At 59.4% G+C, this 15085-nt stretch carries 13 protein-coding genes and 1 pseudogene; 8 read left to right on the forward strand and 6 right to left on the reverse strand.

Going from position 1 to position 15085, the window contains the following annotated elements:
* Positions 1–299: 299 nt before the first annotated feature.
* From rpsT to mutM, 3 genes are all read right to left on the reverse strand, one after another.
* Positions 300–563, reverse strand: a complete 264-nt coding sequence (gene rpsT, locus BM174_RS13990) for a 30S ribosomal protein S20 (RefSeq protein WP_093924480.1) — start codon at positions 561–563, stop codon at positions 300–302.
* Between the two features lie 156 nt (positions 564–719).
* Positions 720–1496, reverse strand: a complete 777-nt coding sequence (locus tag BM174_RS13995; RefSeq protein WP_093924481.1) for an enoyl-CoA hydratase — start codon at positions 1494–1496, stop codon at positions 720–722.
* A gap of 63 nt (positions 1497–1559) precedes the next feature.
* Positions 1560–2411 carry a bifunctional DNA-formamidopyrimidine glycosylase/DNA-(apurinic or apyrimidinic site) lyase gene (mutM, locus tag BM174_RS14000; protein ID WP_093924482.1) on the reverse strand — a complete coding sequence of 284 codons (852 nt, stop codon included), beginning with the start codon at positions 2409–2411 and terminating at the stop codon, positions 1560–1562.
* 93 nt (positions 2412–2504) lie between these two features.
* Between mutM and ubiE the strand changes: the two genes are divergently transcribed.
* Positions 2505–3248, forward strand: coding sequence for a bifunctional demethylmenaquinone methyltransferase/2-methoxy-6-polyprenyl-1,4-benzoquinol methylase UbiE (gene ubiE, locus BM174_RS14005; RefSeq protein ID WP_093924483.1), 744 nt, complete (start codon positions 2505–2507; stop codon positions 3246–3248).
* 1 nt (position 3249) lies between these two features.
* Positions 3250–4782, forward strand: coding sequence for a 2-polyprenylphenol 6-hydroxylase (gene ubiB, locus BM174_RS14010; RefSeq protein WP_093924484.1), 1533 nt, complete (start codon positions 3250–3252; stop codon positions 4780–4782).
* Positions 4783–4846: 64 nt separating this feature from the next.
* On the opposite strand, the gene BM174_RS14015 is transcribed toward ubiB, so the two are convergent.
* Positions 4847–6028, reverse strand: coding sequence for an acetyl-CoA C-acyltransferase family protein (locus BM174_RS14015; protein WP_093924485.1), 1182 nt, complete (start codon positions 6026–6028; stop codon positions 4847–4849).
* Between the two features lie 157 nt (positions 6029–6185).
* On the opposite strand from BM174_RS14015, the gene BM174_RS14020 reads away from it, so the two are divergent.
* From BM174_RS14020 to selD, 4 genes are all read left to right on the forward strand, one after another.
* Positions 6186–6752 carry a helix-turn-helix domain-containing protein gene (locus BM174_RS14020; protein ID WP_093924640.1) on the forward strand — a complete coding sequence of 189 codons (567 nt, stop codon included), beginning with the start codon at positions 6186–6188 and terminating at the stop codon, positions 6750–6752.
* 108 nt (positions 6753–6860) lie between these two features.
* Positions 6861–8048, forward strand: coding sequence for a glycine C-acetyltransferase (locus tag BM174_RS14025; RefSeq protein ID WP_093924486.1), 1188 nt, complete (start codon positions 6861–6863; stop codon positions 8046–8048).
* Positions 8045–9085, forward strand: coding sequence for an L-threonine 3-dehydrogenase (tdh, locus tag BM174_RS14030; RefSeq protein ID WP_093924487.1), 1041 nt, complete (start codon positions 8045–8047; stop codon positions 9083–9085). The genes BM174_RS14025 and tdh overlap by 4 nt, the downstream gene beginning before the upstream one ends.
* A gap of 39 nt (positions 9086–9124) precedes the next feature.
* Positions 9125–11338, forward strand: coding sequence for a selenide, water dikinase SelD (gene selD, locus BM174_RS14035; protein ID WP_245766378.1), 2214 nt, complete (start codon positions 9125–9127; stop codon positions 11336–11338).
* Here the strand turns inward: selD and mnmH are convergent.
* Positions 11331–12377 (reverse strand): tRNA 2-selenouridine(34) synthase MnmH, encoded by a 1047-nt coding sequence (mnmH, locus tag BM174_RS14040; RefSeq protein WP_093924489.1) that lies wholly within the window; start codon positions 12375–12377, stop codon positions 11331–11333. The two genes, selD and mnmH, sit on opposite strands and share 8 nt — an antisense overlap.
* A gap of 139 nt (positions 12378–12516) precedes the next feature.
* Between mnmH and BM174_RS14045 the strand changes: the two genes are divergently transcribed.
* Together BM174_RS14045 and BM174_RS14050 are read left to right on the forward strand one after the other, a co-directional pair.
* Positions 12517–12930, forward strand: a complete 414-nt coding sequence (locus BM174_RS14045; protein WP_245766379.1) for a c-type cytochrome — start codon at positions 12517–12519, stop codon at positions 12928–12930.
* 275 nt (positions 12931–13205) lie between these two features.
* Positions 13206–13789: pseudogene (locus tag BM174_RS14050) on the forward strand (transposase); the annotation flags it as partial.
* Between the two features lie 173 nt (positions 13790–13962).
* Here BM174_RS14050 and BM174_RS14055 read toward each other — a convergent pair.
* Positions 13963–15072 (reverse strand): sugar-transfer associated ATP-grasp domain-containing protein, encoded by a 1110-nt coding sequence (locus BM174_RS14055; RefSeq protein WP_093924490.1) that lies wholly within the window; start codon positions 15070–15072, stop codon positions 13963–13965.
* Between the last annotated feature and the right edge of the window lie 13 nt (positions 15073–15085).

Here is a 15085-nt window from a genome sequence, read left to right on the forward strand (position 1 = left end):
GTTCGCAGACTTCCAGAAACCGCTATATATGCGGCATCTGTCTGTCCCTGAAATCCGGCGTCGACAAAGTTGTCGTACTTGGGCTTTCAGGGCCTGTCCCCCCGTGCGATGTGAATCGCACTGCCTTGGTAGCAAGGACTGAGCGTTCGCTTCAACACATCTTCAAACTTGACTCGTTGATTGTCAGAAAAGAATCTCTGGGCAAATTTTCGCTGGTCAGATTCCATGAAAAAAGGCACCGCGAAGCGATGCCTTTCTAATCAATCAGCTAGCCATAAAGCAGGCTGCGGTCGTCGGGCTTAACCCAGCGATTTAACCCGCGATGCCAGGCGCGACATTTTCCGCGAGGCAGTGTTCTTGTGGAAAACGCCTTTTGTGACGCCGCGCATCAACTCAGGCTGGGCCGCCTGCAGAGCTTTTGCAGCTTCGTCTTTGTCGCCCGAAGCAATTGCTTCTTCGACTTTGCGCAGGAAAGTCCGGATCCGTGAGCGACGTGCTTTGTTGATCTGGAAACGCGTTTCGTTCTGACGTGCGCGTTTTTTTGATTGTGATGTATTTGCCATGAGGATCAGCCTTCAGGTGGTTCGTTACGATTTAATAGCGTGACGCCAACCCCGTTCCGGCCTGAGTGCCGAGTAGGTGATTCTAGCCAGAGCGGGCTGCACGCGCATGTATGGGGCGGGCTATAGTCTAACCCGCCCGTCTTTGCAAACCCTCGATTATTTATCGCGGAATTGCGCTTCGCGTTTTTCGACAAAGGCAGACATGCCTTCTTTTTGGTCTTCTGTGGCGAAAAGCGCGTGGAACATCCGCCGCTCGAACAACAGACCTTCGCGCAGCGGCACCTCATAGGAGCGATTGACCGCTTCTTTGACGACCATCACGGAAATAGTGGATTTCTCCGCGATCTTGCCCGCCGCGCTCAGCGCTTCTTCCATCAGCTTTTTGACAGGCACCACACGGCTGACGAGGCCGGAGCGTTCTGCCTCGGTCGCATCCATGAACCGACCCGTGAGGTTCATGTCCATCGCTTTGGACTTGCCGACCAGTCGTGTCAGCCGCTGGGTGCCGCCAATACCCGCAACCACACCAAGGTTGATCTCGGGCTGGCCGAATTTGGCGGTTTCCGAGCAGATGATGAAGTCACACATCATCGCCAATTCACAGCCGCCACCCAGAGCATAGCCGGAAACAGCCGCGATGATCGGTTTGCGCACCCGCATGATCTGGTCGGTTTCGGGAGTGAAGAGGTCCTCTGAAAAGGCCTCGACAAATGTCTTGTCGCGCATCATCGCGATATCGGCGCCAGCAGCGAATGCCTTTTCCGATCCGGTGATAACGATGCAGCGCACCTTGTCATTTTCCTGTGCGGCTTTCAGCGCATCAGCCAGTTCGCCCAGCAGATGGTCATTCAGCGCGTTGAGCGCATCAGGGCGGTTTAGCGTGATCAGGGATACATGGTTATCCACGTCCACAATGATCGTTTCGTAAGCCATCAAGTATGCTTTCATTGTTGCGCTCAGAACGTTGTGCATACCACGAGCACAGATCGTTTCAAGTTATCTTTGGCAGGACGCGCAATAGAAGGACGACCGTCCTGACTGTACAATCCGCTCGATGGCCTTTGTGCAATCAGGGGTGCGGCAGGGTGCGCCCTCACGGCCATAGACATCAAAGCTGTGCTGGAAGTAGCCCAATTCGCCATCAGCGCGGCGAAAGTCTTTCAAGGACGACCCGCCCGCCTCGATCGCTTCTGACAGCACTTGACGAATGATCGGCACGAGGGAGGCGACGCGGCGGGCCGAGATCTGCCCCGCTTTGCGCGCGGGGTGAATGCCTGCACGGTAAAGGGCCTCACAGACATAGATATTTCCCAGCCCAGCAATAATACGTTGGTCCAGCAACGCGGATTTCACCGGCATGTTTCGCCCTTTAAAAGCCGCCACCAAATGCGCTTCGTGAAAATCGTTGCCAAAAGGTTCCGGCCCCAATGCGGCCAGCAGCTTGTGATCCTCTGCGGTTGCGGTGTCCAACAGGTCCATAGCGCCGAAACGGCGCGGATCGTTGAAGGTGATCCGCGCGCCCGTGGCCATATGCAGAACCACATGATCATGCTTTTCCGCCGCCGGATGGTCGTGCAAGAATTGCCCCAACGGATCGCCCGAAATCAGCATCCGCCCCGACATTCCCAAATGGATCAACAGCGATTCGCCACTGGCCAGATCAACGAGAATGTATTTCGACCGCCGCCTCAGCGCGATCACCTGCTGGCCGCTCAATCGCTCTGCCATCCGTTCGGGGAAGGGCCAGCGCAGGTCGGGTCGGTTCACATCGGCGCGCGCAATCACCGCGCCTTCCATTACTGGCGCAAGGCCGCGCCGCACGGTTTCGACCTCGGGAAGTTCGGGCATCATGCCTCCTTTGCACCATTCTGCGTCAAATGGCGGTTTGTATCCGCGGTTCTGAGGCTATATCCCCACAAAGACAATATCAGGACGCATGCCATGACAGACAAGACCACCCATTTCGGTGCCCGCACCGTGCGTGAAGATGAAAAGGCCGGTATGGTCCGTTCGCTGTTCTCTGATGTGGCCAATAAATACGACATTATGAACGATGTGATGAGCATGGGCATCCATCGCATCTGGAAAGAAGCGATGATGGACTGGCTCGCCCCGCGCCCCGGTCAAAAGCTGTTGGATGTGGCGGGCGGCACCGGTGATGTATCGTTCAAGTTTCTCGCCCGCGCCGGTTCGGGCCATGCCACCGTGCTTGATCTGACTGAAGGCATGTTGGTCGAGGGCCGCAAACGCGCCGAAGCCACCAGCCTTGCCGACAGCCTGACTTGGGTCTCGGGCGACGCGATGGCGCTGCCCTTTGAGGACAACAGCTTTGACGTTTATACAATCAGCTTTGGCATCCGCAACGTCACCCGCCCGCAGGAAGCGCTGAACGAAGCTTATCGCGTCTTGCGCCCCGGTGGCCGTCTGATGGTGCTGGAATTCAGCCAATTGCCTAATCCCGCGATGCAAAAAGCCTATGACCTCTATAGCTTTAACGTGATCCCCCGCATGGGGCAGATCATCGCCAATGACTACGACAGCTATCAGTATCTGGTCGAATCAATCCGTAATTTCCCCGACCAAGAAACCTTCCTCGGCATGGTGCGTGCCGCCGGATTCGCCAATGCGAAGTATCGCAACCTCACGATGGGCGTTGCCGCCCTGCACTCTGGTTGGAAGATATAAGATGCGCGGTCCTCACAACCTTTGGCGGTTGATCCGCACCGGCGCGACGCTTGAACGCACCGGCGCGATGAACGTCGTACTCGATGCCTTTGATGCAACGCCGGCATTGCGTTTCGTCGCACGGGCGCTGGGCCTGCCGTTCAAATTTCTGGGCTATAAAGGCGACCCCGCCATGCCTCCCGCCACCCGTGCGCTGACTGCGCTGGGCCCTGCCTATATCAAGTTCGGTCAGGTGCTTTCGACCCGCCCCGATGTGGTCGGTGACGAACTCGCTGTGCAACTGCGCGTGTTGCAAGACAAACTGCCGCCCTTCCCGCTCGAAGTGGCACGCAAGGCGGTCGAATACGAACTCGGTTTGCCGATAGCCGAGATGTACTCCGAATTTAGCGAACCGGTCGCTGCCGCCTCCATTGCGCAGGTGCACCACGCACGGCTCGCCGAAACCGGCGAAGAGGTCGCGGTCAAAGTCCTGCGGCCCGGAATCGAGAGAGCGTTTCAGAAAGACATCGACGCCTTCTACCTCGCCGCCCGCATGGTGGAAATATTCTCGCCCGGGTCGCGCCGCCTGCGTCCGATGGAGGTCATCGACCACTTTAACGGCGTCGTGCAGGGCGAACTTGACCTGCGCCTCGAAAGCGCCGCAGCTTCCGAATTTGCCGCGAATACAGTCAACGATGCAGGCTTCCAACTGCCCGACATCAAATGGAACTACTCGGCACGCCGCGTGATGACGCTGGGCTGGGCCGATGGCGCGCCGATGGGCGATAACGACGCCATTGATGCCGCAGGTCATGACCGTGTGGCCCTGTCAGAGCGTGTCCTGCAACTCTTTTTACAACACGCCCTGCGCGACGGCTATTTTCACGCCGACATGCATCAAGGCAATCTCAAGGTCGCCCCGAACGGTGACATCATCGCTTACGACTTCGGCATTATGGGCCATATCGACGAATACACCCGCCGCGTTTATGCCGAAATCCTATTTGGCTTCATCCGCCGTGATTACCAGCGTGTCGCCGAGGTCCATTTTGAGGCTGGCTATGTCCCTGCCGACAAGAACGTCGATGAATTTGCCCGCGCCCTGCGCGCCGTGGGAGAGCCGATCTTTGGCATGGATGCCACCCGCATTTCCATGGCCCGCCTGCTCACCTATCTCTTTGAGGTCACCGAACGCTTCGGCATGGAAACCCGCACCGAGCTGATCTTGCTCCAGCGCACCATGGTTGTGGTCGAAGGTGTGGCCCGTTCGCTCAACCCCCATATCAACATCTGGGAAGTCGCGAGCCCGATTGTCACCGATTACATCAAGCAATCTATTGGCCCGAAGGCAATGATCAGAGATCTGGGCAAAACTGCCATGGTGCTCGCCCGCTTTGGCCCGCGCCTGCCTGCGCTCGTCGAGGCAGCGTTGGTCCGGCAAAGCAACGAAGTCTACATCGACCGCCGCCCCCGCAAACGCTGGATCGCAGTCTCCGCCGCGTTGGGGTCGGTCTTCACTCTCGGTCTGATCGCTCTCATCGAAGCGCTGACCTAGACCTTCTCTCTTTGCAGAAAAATATCCTGCGGGGGCCGGGGGCGGTGAACCCCCGGCGCCAACCTCAGGACATACGTTCAATCGCCAAAGCAATCCCCTGACCACCACCAATGCACATGGTGATCAACGCCCGTTTGCCACCAATCCGCTCCAGCTCGTAAAGCGCCTTGATGGTGATGATCGCACCAGTCGCCCCGACAGGGTGCCCCAGCGCAATCGCCCCGCCATTGGGGTTCACAATCGCCGGATCAAATCCAAGCTCCTTGGACACCGCCAAGGCCTGCGAGGCAAAAGCCTCGTTGCTTTCGATCACGTCAAAGTCGCTGGCTTTCAAGCCCGTCCGCTCCAGCAAACGCTGCACAGCGGGTACCGGACCGATCCCCATCACTTCAGGCCGCACACCGGCATGAGCATAGCCAATGATCCGCGCCCGAGGGGTCAGACCCGCAGCCTCGGCAGCATTCGCTGTCGACATAACGATCGCAGCGGCACCGTCGTTAATGCCACTGGCATTACCTGCTGTGACGCTGCCATCTTTCTGGAAAACCGCCCGCAGGCCAGCCAGTGCTTCGGCGGTGGTCGCTTTGGGGTGTTCGTCGACCTCAAATGCTACCATGTCGCGCTTGACCCGTACTTCCACCGGCACGATCTGGTCTTTGAAATAGCCCGCCTTGATCGCCGCTGCCGCACGTTCCTGGCTATGCAGGGCAAAGGCATCCTGATCGGCACGGCTCACACCATTCTCTGCCGCAACATTCTCGGCCGTAACGCCCATGTGGCCGGTGCCGAATGGGCAGTTCAACGTGCCCAACAACATATCCAGTGTTCGCACATCGCCCATCTTTTGGCCCCAACGGGCGTCAGGCATAATGTAAGGCGCGCGCGACATGCTCTCGGCACCCCCGGCGAGCGCAAAATCCGCATCCCCCAGCATCAGGTTCTGCGCGGCAGAGATAATTGCCTGCACGCCAGATCCGCAAAGCCGGTTCACGTTCATCGCAGGCACCTCATCAGGCACACCCGCATCCCGCGCTGCAACGCGGCTGAGGTACATATCGCGCGGTTCAGTATTGATCACATTGCCAAACACGACATGGCCGATCTGGGCAGGGTCGACACCAGCACGGGCCATGGCTGCCTTGGCCACTACGGTGCCAAGTGCGGTCGGCGGTGTGCCCGCCAAGGCGCCCCCGAAGGTCCCGATTGCGGTGCGTGCACCCCCGAGGATAACAATTTCATTACTCATATCCGGCTCCATGCTGATTTGGCGCCACTATGCAAAGATGCACCGGCATTGTCAGTACGAACGCCCCGTCATTTGCGCCAAATTAACCATGCCGTTTGTGACGCCCTTCGGTCGCGGTGTTGACAGCACCCCGCGCGCACGCGCAGATGTCTGCAACATGACCGACCCGCACGATATCATTCTTTCGCAATTGCCCGCCCGCCTGAAAGAGGCGCGTCAGGGGCAGGGGCTGTCGCTCGAAGCGGTGGCCAAGCTTTCGGGCGTCTCACGCTCGATGGTCAGCCAGATCGAGCGGGGCGAATCCTCTCCCACCATTGCAACGCTCTGGAACCTCACCCGCGCTCTTCAGGTCGATTTTGCGGGCCTGCTGGATGGCGCAAGCTCCGCCGCGCAAATCGAAGTGTTGCGCAGTAACGCGGTGCCGACGATCTCCAACCTTGGTACAGGCTGCAAAGTACGCATTCTGTCCCCGCCCGAAGAAGCAGGGCGGCATGAGGTTTACGAGCTGATCTTCTCTGCTGGGGGTATGCTCGACAGCCAACCACATACCCGTGGCGCGCGTGAACATCTGACGGTTATCGAAGGGACGGTCGAATTGCGCAGCGCCGAAGCGGTTGAACTCCTCGCGCAGGGGGATACCGCGCGCTATGCCGCCGATGTGCCGCACCGGATCGCCGCCACAAACGGTGCCGCGCGGGCCTTTCTTGTGGTACAGGACTCCTAAAGCAATTTACCTGAAATCCGGAGTATCGGAAAATTTCCGCTATACAGGAATCCGGTATTTCGGATATCTATCCTTTATGGTAGACGTTCGCGTAAAAGGAGCCCTGATATGACCCAAGCCTATCTGACCCATGTCACCGAAACCCTCGCCCAGATCGAGGCCGAAGGCATGATGAAACGCGAACGGATGATCACCTCCCCACAGGCGGGCCAGATCACCGTGGGCGAACATCAGGTTATCAACCTGTGTGCCAATAACTACCTCGGTCTCGCCGACCACCCCGAGCTTATTGCTGCCGCCCGTGGCGCGATGGAGCCTAAGGGATTTGGCATGGCCTCGGTCCGGTTCATTTGCGGCACACAGGATATTCACCGCGAGCTTGAACAAAAGCTGGCAGCCTTCCTGAACAAAGACGACTCGATCCTCTTTGCCGCGTGCTTTGATGCCAATGGCGGGCTGTTCGAGCCGCTGTTCGGGCCCGAAGATGCCATCGTTTCCGACGCACTTAACCACGCCTCGATCATTGACGGCATCCGGCTTTGCAAAGCCAAGCGCTACCGCTACGCCAACTCCGATATGGCCGACCTTGAAGGCCAGTTGAAGCTTGCGCGTGACGAGGGCGCACGCTTTATCCTGATCGCGACCGACGGCGTGTTCAGCATGGACGGCTATCTCGCCAAACTGCCGGAAATTACCGCATTGGCCCAGAAGTACGACGCCATGGTGATGGTCGATGATTGCCACTCGACCGGCTTCATGGGGCCGAAAGGGGCAGGCACGCCCGCGCATCACGGTGTCGATGTCGACCTGCTGACCGGCACGCTTGGCAAGGCGCTTGGCGGGGCGATTGGCGGTTATATCGCGGGACCACAGGCGGTGATTGATCTGCTGCGCCAGCGCGCGCGGCCCTATCTGTTCTCCAACTCGCTGCCGCCCTCCATCGTCATGGCGGGGATTAAGGCGCTGGAACTGGTGGCGCAGGGCGACGATCTGCGCGCGCAACTGTTTGAGAATACCCGCTACTGGCGGGCAGGGCTGGAGAGGCTCGGCTTTGATCTGCTGCCCGGCGAACACCCCATCGTGCCGGTGATGCTGGGCGAGGCGCAATTGGCGCAAGATATGGCCGCGCGGCTCTTCGATGAAGGCGTTTACGTTAGCGGCTTTTTCTTTCCCGTCGTGCCGCGCGGACAGGCGCGCATCCGCACCCAGATGAACGCAGCCTTGACCCGCGAGCAACTAGACCGCGCATTGGCGGCCTTCGAGGTCGCGGGCAAAGCTTGCGGTGTGCTGTCATGACCAACGAAATGAAAGCCCTGTCCAAACTGCACCCGCGCGAAGGGCTGTGGATGACCCATGCGCCAGTGCCGGAAATCGGACCGGATGATGTGCTGATCAAGATCAACAAAACCGGCATTTGCGGCACCGATATCCACATCTGGAACTGGGACGACTGGGCGGCGAAAACCGTGCCGGTGCCGATGATAACCGGCCATGAATTTGCCGGAGAGATTGTCGAGATCGGGCGCAATGTCGAAGGGTTGGAGATTGGCCAGCGCTGTTCGGGCGAGGGGCATCTGATCGGCAAGAACTCGCGCCAGTCACGGGCGGGCAAGTTCCACCTTGATCCGGCGACACGCGGCATTGGGGTCAACGAACAGGGGGCGTTCGCGCAGTACCTCAAGTTGCCTGCCTTCAACGTGGTGCCGCTACCCGACGAGATCAGCGATGACATCGGTGCGATTCTCGATCCGCTTGGCAATGCCGTGCACACCGCGCTGAGCTTTGATTTGGTCGGAGAGGATGTGCTGATCACTGGCGCGGGGCCAATCGGCATCATGGCTGCGGCTGTCGCCCGTCACGTCGGCGCCCGACATGTGGTAATCACCGATGTGAATCCTGACCGTCTGACGCTGGCACAGAATGTCGTGCCGGATGTGGTGACTGTCGATGTCAGCCGCGAGGATTTGGGCGATGTGATTCCACGTTTGAAAATGAAACAAGGCTTTGACGTCGGGCTGGAGATGTCGGGCAACCAGCGAGCACTCGATCAGATGGTCGAGGCGATGACGATGGGCGGGCGGATTGCCATGCTCGGCATCCCTCCGGGCAAATCGCCGGTAGACTGGTCGCGGATCGTGTTCAAGGCGATCACCATTAAAGGCGTCTATGGCCGAGAGATCTTCGAGACGTGGTACAAGATGATTGCCATGCTGGAGAATGGGCTCGATGTGTCGCGCATCATCACCCACCGTTTTGCGGTCGATGATTTCGAGGCCGGTTTTGCCGCCATGCGTTCGGGACAGTCGGGTAAAGTCGTGCTCGACTGGACGTGATGTGCAGACCGCCTGACAACCTGTCATAACGCTGCCAATATGCGGGCACGGCACAAGGCCACGCGGCGGCGGATGAAGGACGGAACACTCATGCAGGCGGACATACCCCTGACGCGCGATCTGGTTTTGGTCGGCGGTGGCCACGCCCATGCGCTGGTGCTGAAAGCTTGGGGCATGAAGCCGCTGGCGGGCGCGCGGCTGACGGTCATTAACCCCGGCCCGACGGCCCCCTATACCGGCATGTTACCCGGTCATGTGGCGGGCCATTACGGGCGAGACGATCTTGAGATTGATCTGGTCCGGCTGTGCCATTTCGCTGGGGCGCGGCTGATCCTCGGTAAAGCCACTGCCATTGACCGCGCCGCACGGCAAATCACGGTGACGGGGCGCGGCCCTGTCGGCTATGACGTCGCTTCCATCGACATCGGCATTACCGCGCGCATGGACCTCGCAGGCTTTGCAGAACATGCCGTCGCCGCGAAACCGCTGGATGTCTATGCTGCGCGGTGGCGGGGGTTTCTGGAGCAGGTCGCACGTGGTGAGATGCCGCCTGAGGTTGCAGTGATCGGGGGCGGAGTCGCGGGCTGTGAGTTGGCCATGGCGATGGCGCACGCTTTACAGAGCGCAGGCAGCGCCCCGCAGGTGACGGTCATTGAGCAGGGGCCCGAAATTTCAGGCGTCGGACCGCGTGCCCGCGCCCGCTTGTTACGCGAGATGGCGCGGCTCGGTATCACCTTGCGGCTCAATGCGACAGTGACGGGTATCGAGGCCACGCGCGTGCAGATTGATGGACAGGCCGCGGTTCCTGCCGCACTCTGTGTCGGGGCGGCGGGGGCGTTCGCCCATGAGTGGATCCGTCAGACCGATCTGCCGCATAATGATGGGTTTATCGAGGTCGGCCCCGATCTGGGGGTCATTGGCGACCCGAATCTCTTTGCCGTCGGGGATTGCGCCCATATGGGTTTTGCCCCGCGCCCCAAGGCGGGCGTATTTGCCGTACGTGCCGCGCCGGTGTTGCATAAAAATCTGCGTGCAGCGCTTTCGGGTGGGCGGCGGCGGGCGTTTAAACCGCAGAAACATTACCTCAAACTCATTTCCTTGGGCGGCAGATCCGCCTTGGCCGAGAAATTTGGTTTTGCCCTCGCCGCGCCTGTGCTCTGGCGTTGGAAGGACCGTATCGACCGCGCCTTCATGGACAAGCTGGGCGATCTGCCGGTGATGCAGTCCGCAGCCATTCCGGCGGAGGTTGCGGAAGGCGTGCATGAGATCATGCGCGACCGCCCGCTATGCGGAGGCTGCGGGGCCAAGGTTGGTGGCGGTGTGTTGGCAGAGGCGCTTTGCGCATTGCCCGAAGCCACGGGCGATCTGGTCACAGGTGCGGGCGATGATGCGGCGATCCTGCGTCAGCCCGGCGGCGGCTTTCAGGTGCTCAGTACCGACCATTTGCGCGCGTTGATTCCCGATCCGGTGCAGATGACCCGCATCGCGGCGGTGCATGCCTTGGGGGATGTCTGGTCGATGGGGGCGGCCCCGCAAACGGCACTGGCGACGGTGATTCTGCCGCGCCTGTCACCCACACTGCAGGCCCGCACCTTGGCCGAGATCATGGCAGCCGCCCGGGATGTGTTCGGGCAAGCGGGCGCACAGCTGGTGGGCGGGCATACGACGATGGGCGCAGAGTTGACGATCGGCTTTACCGTCACAGGCACCCGCGCAACCATGCCAATCACTCAATCCGGTGCACAGGCGGGAGACGTGCTGCTGCTGACGCGGCCCATTGGCGCGGGCGTGATCATGGCAGCGCATATGCAGGGTCTAGCACCGGGCCGAGTGGTCGCTGCGACATTGGAGCGAATGCAAACCGCGCAACACCGCGAGGCGGATATTCTCGCACAGGCCCATGCTATGACCGACGTGACAGGTTTCGGCCTCGCCGGGCATATCCAGATGATGTGCCGCGCCTCCAAGCTATGTGCGGTGCTCGATCATGCGGCGATTCCGATTTATGACGGCGCACGAGCCCTCTCCGACCAAGGAATTGCCTCGATCCTGCTGCCCACCAATCAGGCCGATGCGCCTGTCGAGGGGCAGAGCGACCCGCTGTTGCATGATCCACAAACCGCAGGCGGCTTGCTGGCAGCCTTGCCTCGGGATGCCGCCGAGCGCGCCCTGACGGCCCTAGAGGCGGCGGGCTGCTCGGGTCATATCATCGGCGCTCTGGAAGCCGGAGACGGGCCGATCCGGCTTAGGTAAACTCTTTGCTCCACTGCGCGGCGGTGGCCGCAAGGGTAGCTTCGTCAAGATCAGGCAAATCGAAAACCGAGGCATCCTCGGCCATTCGGGCGAAGGACTTGGCATAGCGCGGGTCGTAGTGTTCCGAGATCAAGGCGCTGGCCAAGGTCGCGTAGGTGCCCGACTGTGCCATTGCGTGCCAATCGGCGATCTTTCCAGCGGGGTGATAGGGGCGCAGATGGCCGATCTGTTCGGTCAATTGAGCGTCATTGCGGGTCAACTCGTCATAGGCGCGGCACAGAAACTGCGCGCGGGCCTCCAGCGGAGCTTGCACCGAAACGCGAGGCGCCGCGCACATCGAGGTCCACAGCGAGGGCGGCAGGATGCGCGCGCCGATCTTGCTACTTTCAGCCTCCACCCACGTCAGGCGGGCAGGGTCGAGCGCGGCCAGTTGTGCAGCGAGCCGCGATTCGAACATTTTCTGGCTGGGTTGCTCTCCCGCCATGCCGCCAAACAGCGATCCGCGATGCTGGGCCAACCCTTCGAGGTCGAGCACCTGTGCGCCGGATTCCGACAGATGGTGCAGCAGGCGGGTTTTGGCAGTACCCGTGCCGCCTTCGATCACCCGCAAGCGGTGGGGCAGCGGCGTGTCATAGAGCAGCCCCACCACCAGCCGCCGATAGCTGCGATAGCCGCCCTGTAGCAAACGCACCCGCCAGCCGACCTGATCGAGAATCGTGGCAAACGCCCCCGAACGCTGCCCGCCGCGCCAGCAATAGACCAGCGGCTGCCAATCGCCCTGCTTGTCCTTCAGCGGCCCTTGCAAGTGCATTGCCGTGTTCTGCGCAACCAAAGCGCCGCCAATTTTGCGAGCCTCAAATGGCGCGACCTGTTTGTAGATCGTCCCGACCTCGGCCCGCTGCGCGTCTGATAGGACTGGCAGATTGATCGCCCCCGGCACATGGTCTTCGGCAAATTCTGCTGGCGCACGCACGTCGATGATGGTGTCCACCCCAAGCTGCGCGAGATCATTCAAAGAGGTCAGGGAAGTAGGGGTCATGAGCTACCTTCGGCCAGCGTGTCGCCCTTGTAGCGGGTGTTTAGGCCGGTGGGTAGGGGAGGTGCGCCGCAGGGGCGATAGAGGTGGATCAAACTAGCCGTGCCGCTTAGGGTAGAGGAAATAAACGAAAGGGATCGGCATGCGCGCAACAATCTGGAGTGGTCTCGTCTTGGGGCTTGGCACCGTGGGGCTCGTCGCCTGCACAGAGCCGTCGATGCCTGATCGCACGGACGGGGCGGCGTTTTTTGCAGATAATTGCACCTCTTGCCACGGTGGGCAGGGGCGCGGCGATGGCCCGCTGGCGGCAGGGCTGCCCGTTGCGCCTGCGGATCTGACAGTGCTGAGCCGTCGCAATGGCGGCACTTTCCCATCTGCCCGCGCGCTGAGCTATATCTACGGTGACCCCGAGCAGGCCCACCTCGCGCGGGTTATGCCGCAGTTTGGCGGCGCGATGGCAGAGGATTTGGTGCCGGTCCAGTTTGACGGCATCATGACGCCGACGCCGCGCGTTCTGGCCGGGCTGCTGGCCTATCTTGAAAGCGTTCAGGAGTAGTCGTTTCGGCAATGCCGGCTGAAAAGCAGGCTTCGTCGCACAAACACGGCTGAGAACCTTCCAACTTGGCGTTCACCGACAAGCGGCAAGTAGCGAGCGCCTGCCGGCTCTCAGGGCGCGGCTGCGTAAATCTAATGCCGGGAACAAAGAAAATGGGGGAGCATAGCGGGAACTCCACCAAATTTTTAAACTATTGATAAGGCTTAGCAAACTGATGTGCGGCTGTTGGTACGTCACACCTCAGTGTCACACTTGGCAAGGCTGCAAGGATAACCTTCAAGTTCATCGGGTGGGGTTGGTATTATCTCAGCACGATCCTGGATGATTACAGCCGCTACATTATCGCTTGGAAGCTTTGCAACCGCAGCCCGACAGAGTATTTCGCAGCAATGCACGAGAGGGAAGCATGCGAGCTGAAGACGTAACAGACACGATCGAACTGGCGCTGATGGCATCGGGGTGCGACCCAGCCACCGTGCGTCACAAGCCACGCCTGCTCAGCGACAACGAGTCTTGTTACATCTCAGGTGATCTGGCGGAGTGGCTTGAGGGGCAAAGCATGGAGCATGTCCGCGGCGCGCCATTCCACCCGCAAACGCGGGGCAAAATAGAACGCTGGCACCAGACCATGAAAAACCGCGTTCTGTCGGAAAACGACTATCTGCCCGGCGACCTTGAGCGCCAGATCGGCGCATTCGTCGAGTAGTACAACAATCAGCGTTACCACGAGAGCCTGAACAACGTCACACCCGCAGACGTTTACTTTGGACGCGATAAAGCAATTCTCAAAGAAAGGGAAAGGATCAAGAAACGGACAATCCAGCAACGCCGCTTGCAACATCAAAAACAAGCAGCATAATCAATCAGTCAAACGATCCAGACCCTCCAATGCTCAAGCCGCTCTGATGTCCAACTTTATATGACGACGGACAGCATTCGTAGTTTCGCTCCAGATAGCTGCCTGCTTGAGCCAGCGCGGAGTAATTCTGGGATCTGGCAAGCCGATGGTTTCGATGTTCGTCGTCACGCGCATTATATCTGAGCGCCGCACCCGCGGAAAAAGGCAAGCATCTCGTCGCTCAGCAATCCTTTTCCTGTGGCCATCTGCATTAACTCAAAGGCACAACTGTTGTTTACCTCAACGACAACGGGTCCATCCTCGGTCAACGCAATATCGGTTGAGCCATACCTGTTCGCCCCATGCAGAAGCGCAACCTTTTTGTTCAGCTCCCTCAATTCCGACCACATGGGCAGTTGCTCACCAATCAGCTTGCGTGCGGAATTTGGCAGGCTGTCGAATTCAATACGGGTTCCGTCCTGCGTGTCTACAATCGTCAAGACCGTTCCGGTCTCAGGGTCCAGCTGACACAGTAGGTTGCCAGGCCGCCAGAAATTATCAGCCACGTTGCTCTGCATTGGAAGCTTCAGCGCCGTGAAAGGTACATTCAACCCGTCCTTTCCAATCAGGTTTAGCGATCGCACAGTACCAATTGCATCTGTGAGGCCATCAAAAAAACTGTGCGGGGTTAGGCACTTTTGAATAAGGTAACTCTGGTCACTAAAGATCGTTTCCGCCAATTCCACGAAGGTGACCGGGTCCTGACCGTCAATCAAAATATGAGATTCGGTACAGCCAATGATGCGGAAGGCCCCAGCGCTCCACATGCCCCTCAACGGCTTGGCGAAAAGTGGAAAAGCTGGTCCTGCGTCAAAGAAAGACTTGAGCTCTTCCGCCGTTTCCAACTTCGGCACATCAGGAAAGCTACGCGGCCCTTGGTCGAAAACAGCGGCGATTGTAGGAACGGGCAGATCGTGATGGCTCAAAAAGCTTGAGGACAACCATTTGTCTTCAGTGACTGCCCACCAGCTTGTGTCATTGCAGGCATTGGAGATCGGCCAGTGGATGTGTGCGGAAACAAACCGGTTGCGCTCATCGTCGCTCCAGCGATTTCTGTCATAGAGTTCATATAGCATGTATTCGTAGAATTGAAGCTTACCCTGGCCACGTTTTAGCTTTCGGTAGTCAAACCAAATAGCTACCGGGTTTTTCCCACACCGGCGAGCAGCTTTGACGAGAGCCGGAGCGACCTCGATTTGCTGCTTGGTGCCGATCATGCCAATATCTTTTGCCTGTGCGTTCATATTTCCCTCATGC

This window comes from Sulfitobacter brevis (assembly GCF_900112755.1).
GTDB lineage: Bacteria > Pseudomonadota > Alphaproteobacteria > Rhodobacterales > Rhodobacteraceae > Sulfitobacter > Sulfitobacter brevis.

Bases quoted from the DNA above. Each gene is read 5' to 3' on its own strand.
- tdh (WP_093924487.1), top strand. From the start codon at position 8,045: ATGACCAACGAAATGAAAGCCCTGTCCAAACTGCACCCGCGCGAAGGG.
- BM174_RS14020 (WP_093924640.1), top strand. From the start codon at position 6,186: ATGACCGACCCGCACGATATCATTCTTTCGCAATTGCCCGCCCGCCTG.
- rpsT (WP_093924480.1), bottom strand. From the start codon at position 563: ATGGCAAATACATCACAATCAAAAAAACGCGCACGTCAGAACGAAACG.
- BM174_RS14025 (WP_093924486.1), top strand. From the start codon at position 6,861: ATGACCCAAGCCTATCTGACCCATGTCACCGAAACCCTCGCCCAGATC.
- ubiB (WP_093924484.1), top strand. From the start codon at position 3,250: ATGCGCGGTCCTCACAACCTTTGGCGGTTGATCCGCACCGGCGCGACG.
- mnmH (WP_093924489.1), bottom strand. From the start codon at position 12,377: ATGACCCCTACTTCCCTGACCTCTTTGAATGATCTCGCGCAGCTTGGG.
- selD (WP_245766378.1), top strand. From the start codon at position 9,125: ATGCGGGCACGGCACAAGGCCACGCGGCGGCGGATGAAGGACGGAACA.
- BM174_RS14055 (WP_093924490.1), bottom strand. From the start codon at position 15,072: ATGAACGCACAGGCAAAAGATATTGGCATGATCGGCACCAAGCAGCAA.
- BM174_RS14045 (WP_245766379.1), top strand. From the start codon at position 12,517: ATGCGCGCAACAATCTGGAGTGGTCTCGTCTTGGGGCTTGGCACCGTG.
- ubiE (WP_093924483.1), top strand. From the start codon at position 2,505: ATGACAGACAAGACCACCCATTTCGGTGCCCGCACCGTGCGTGAAGAT.
- BM174_RS13995 (WP_093924481.1), bottom strand. From the start codon at position 1,496: ATGGCTTACGAAACGATCATTGTGGACGTGGATAACCATGTATCCCTG.
- BM174_RS14015 (WP_093924485.1), bottom strand. From the start codon at position 6,028: ATGAGTAATGAAATTGTTATCCTCGGGGGTGCACGCACCGCAATCGGG.
- mutM (WP_093924482.1), bottom strand. From the start codon at position 2,411: ATGCCCGAACTTCCCGAGGTCGAAACCGTGCGGCGCGGCCTTGCGCCA.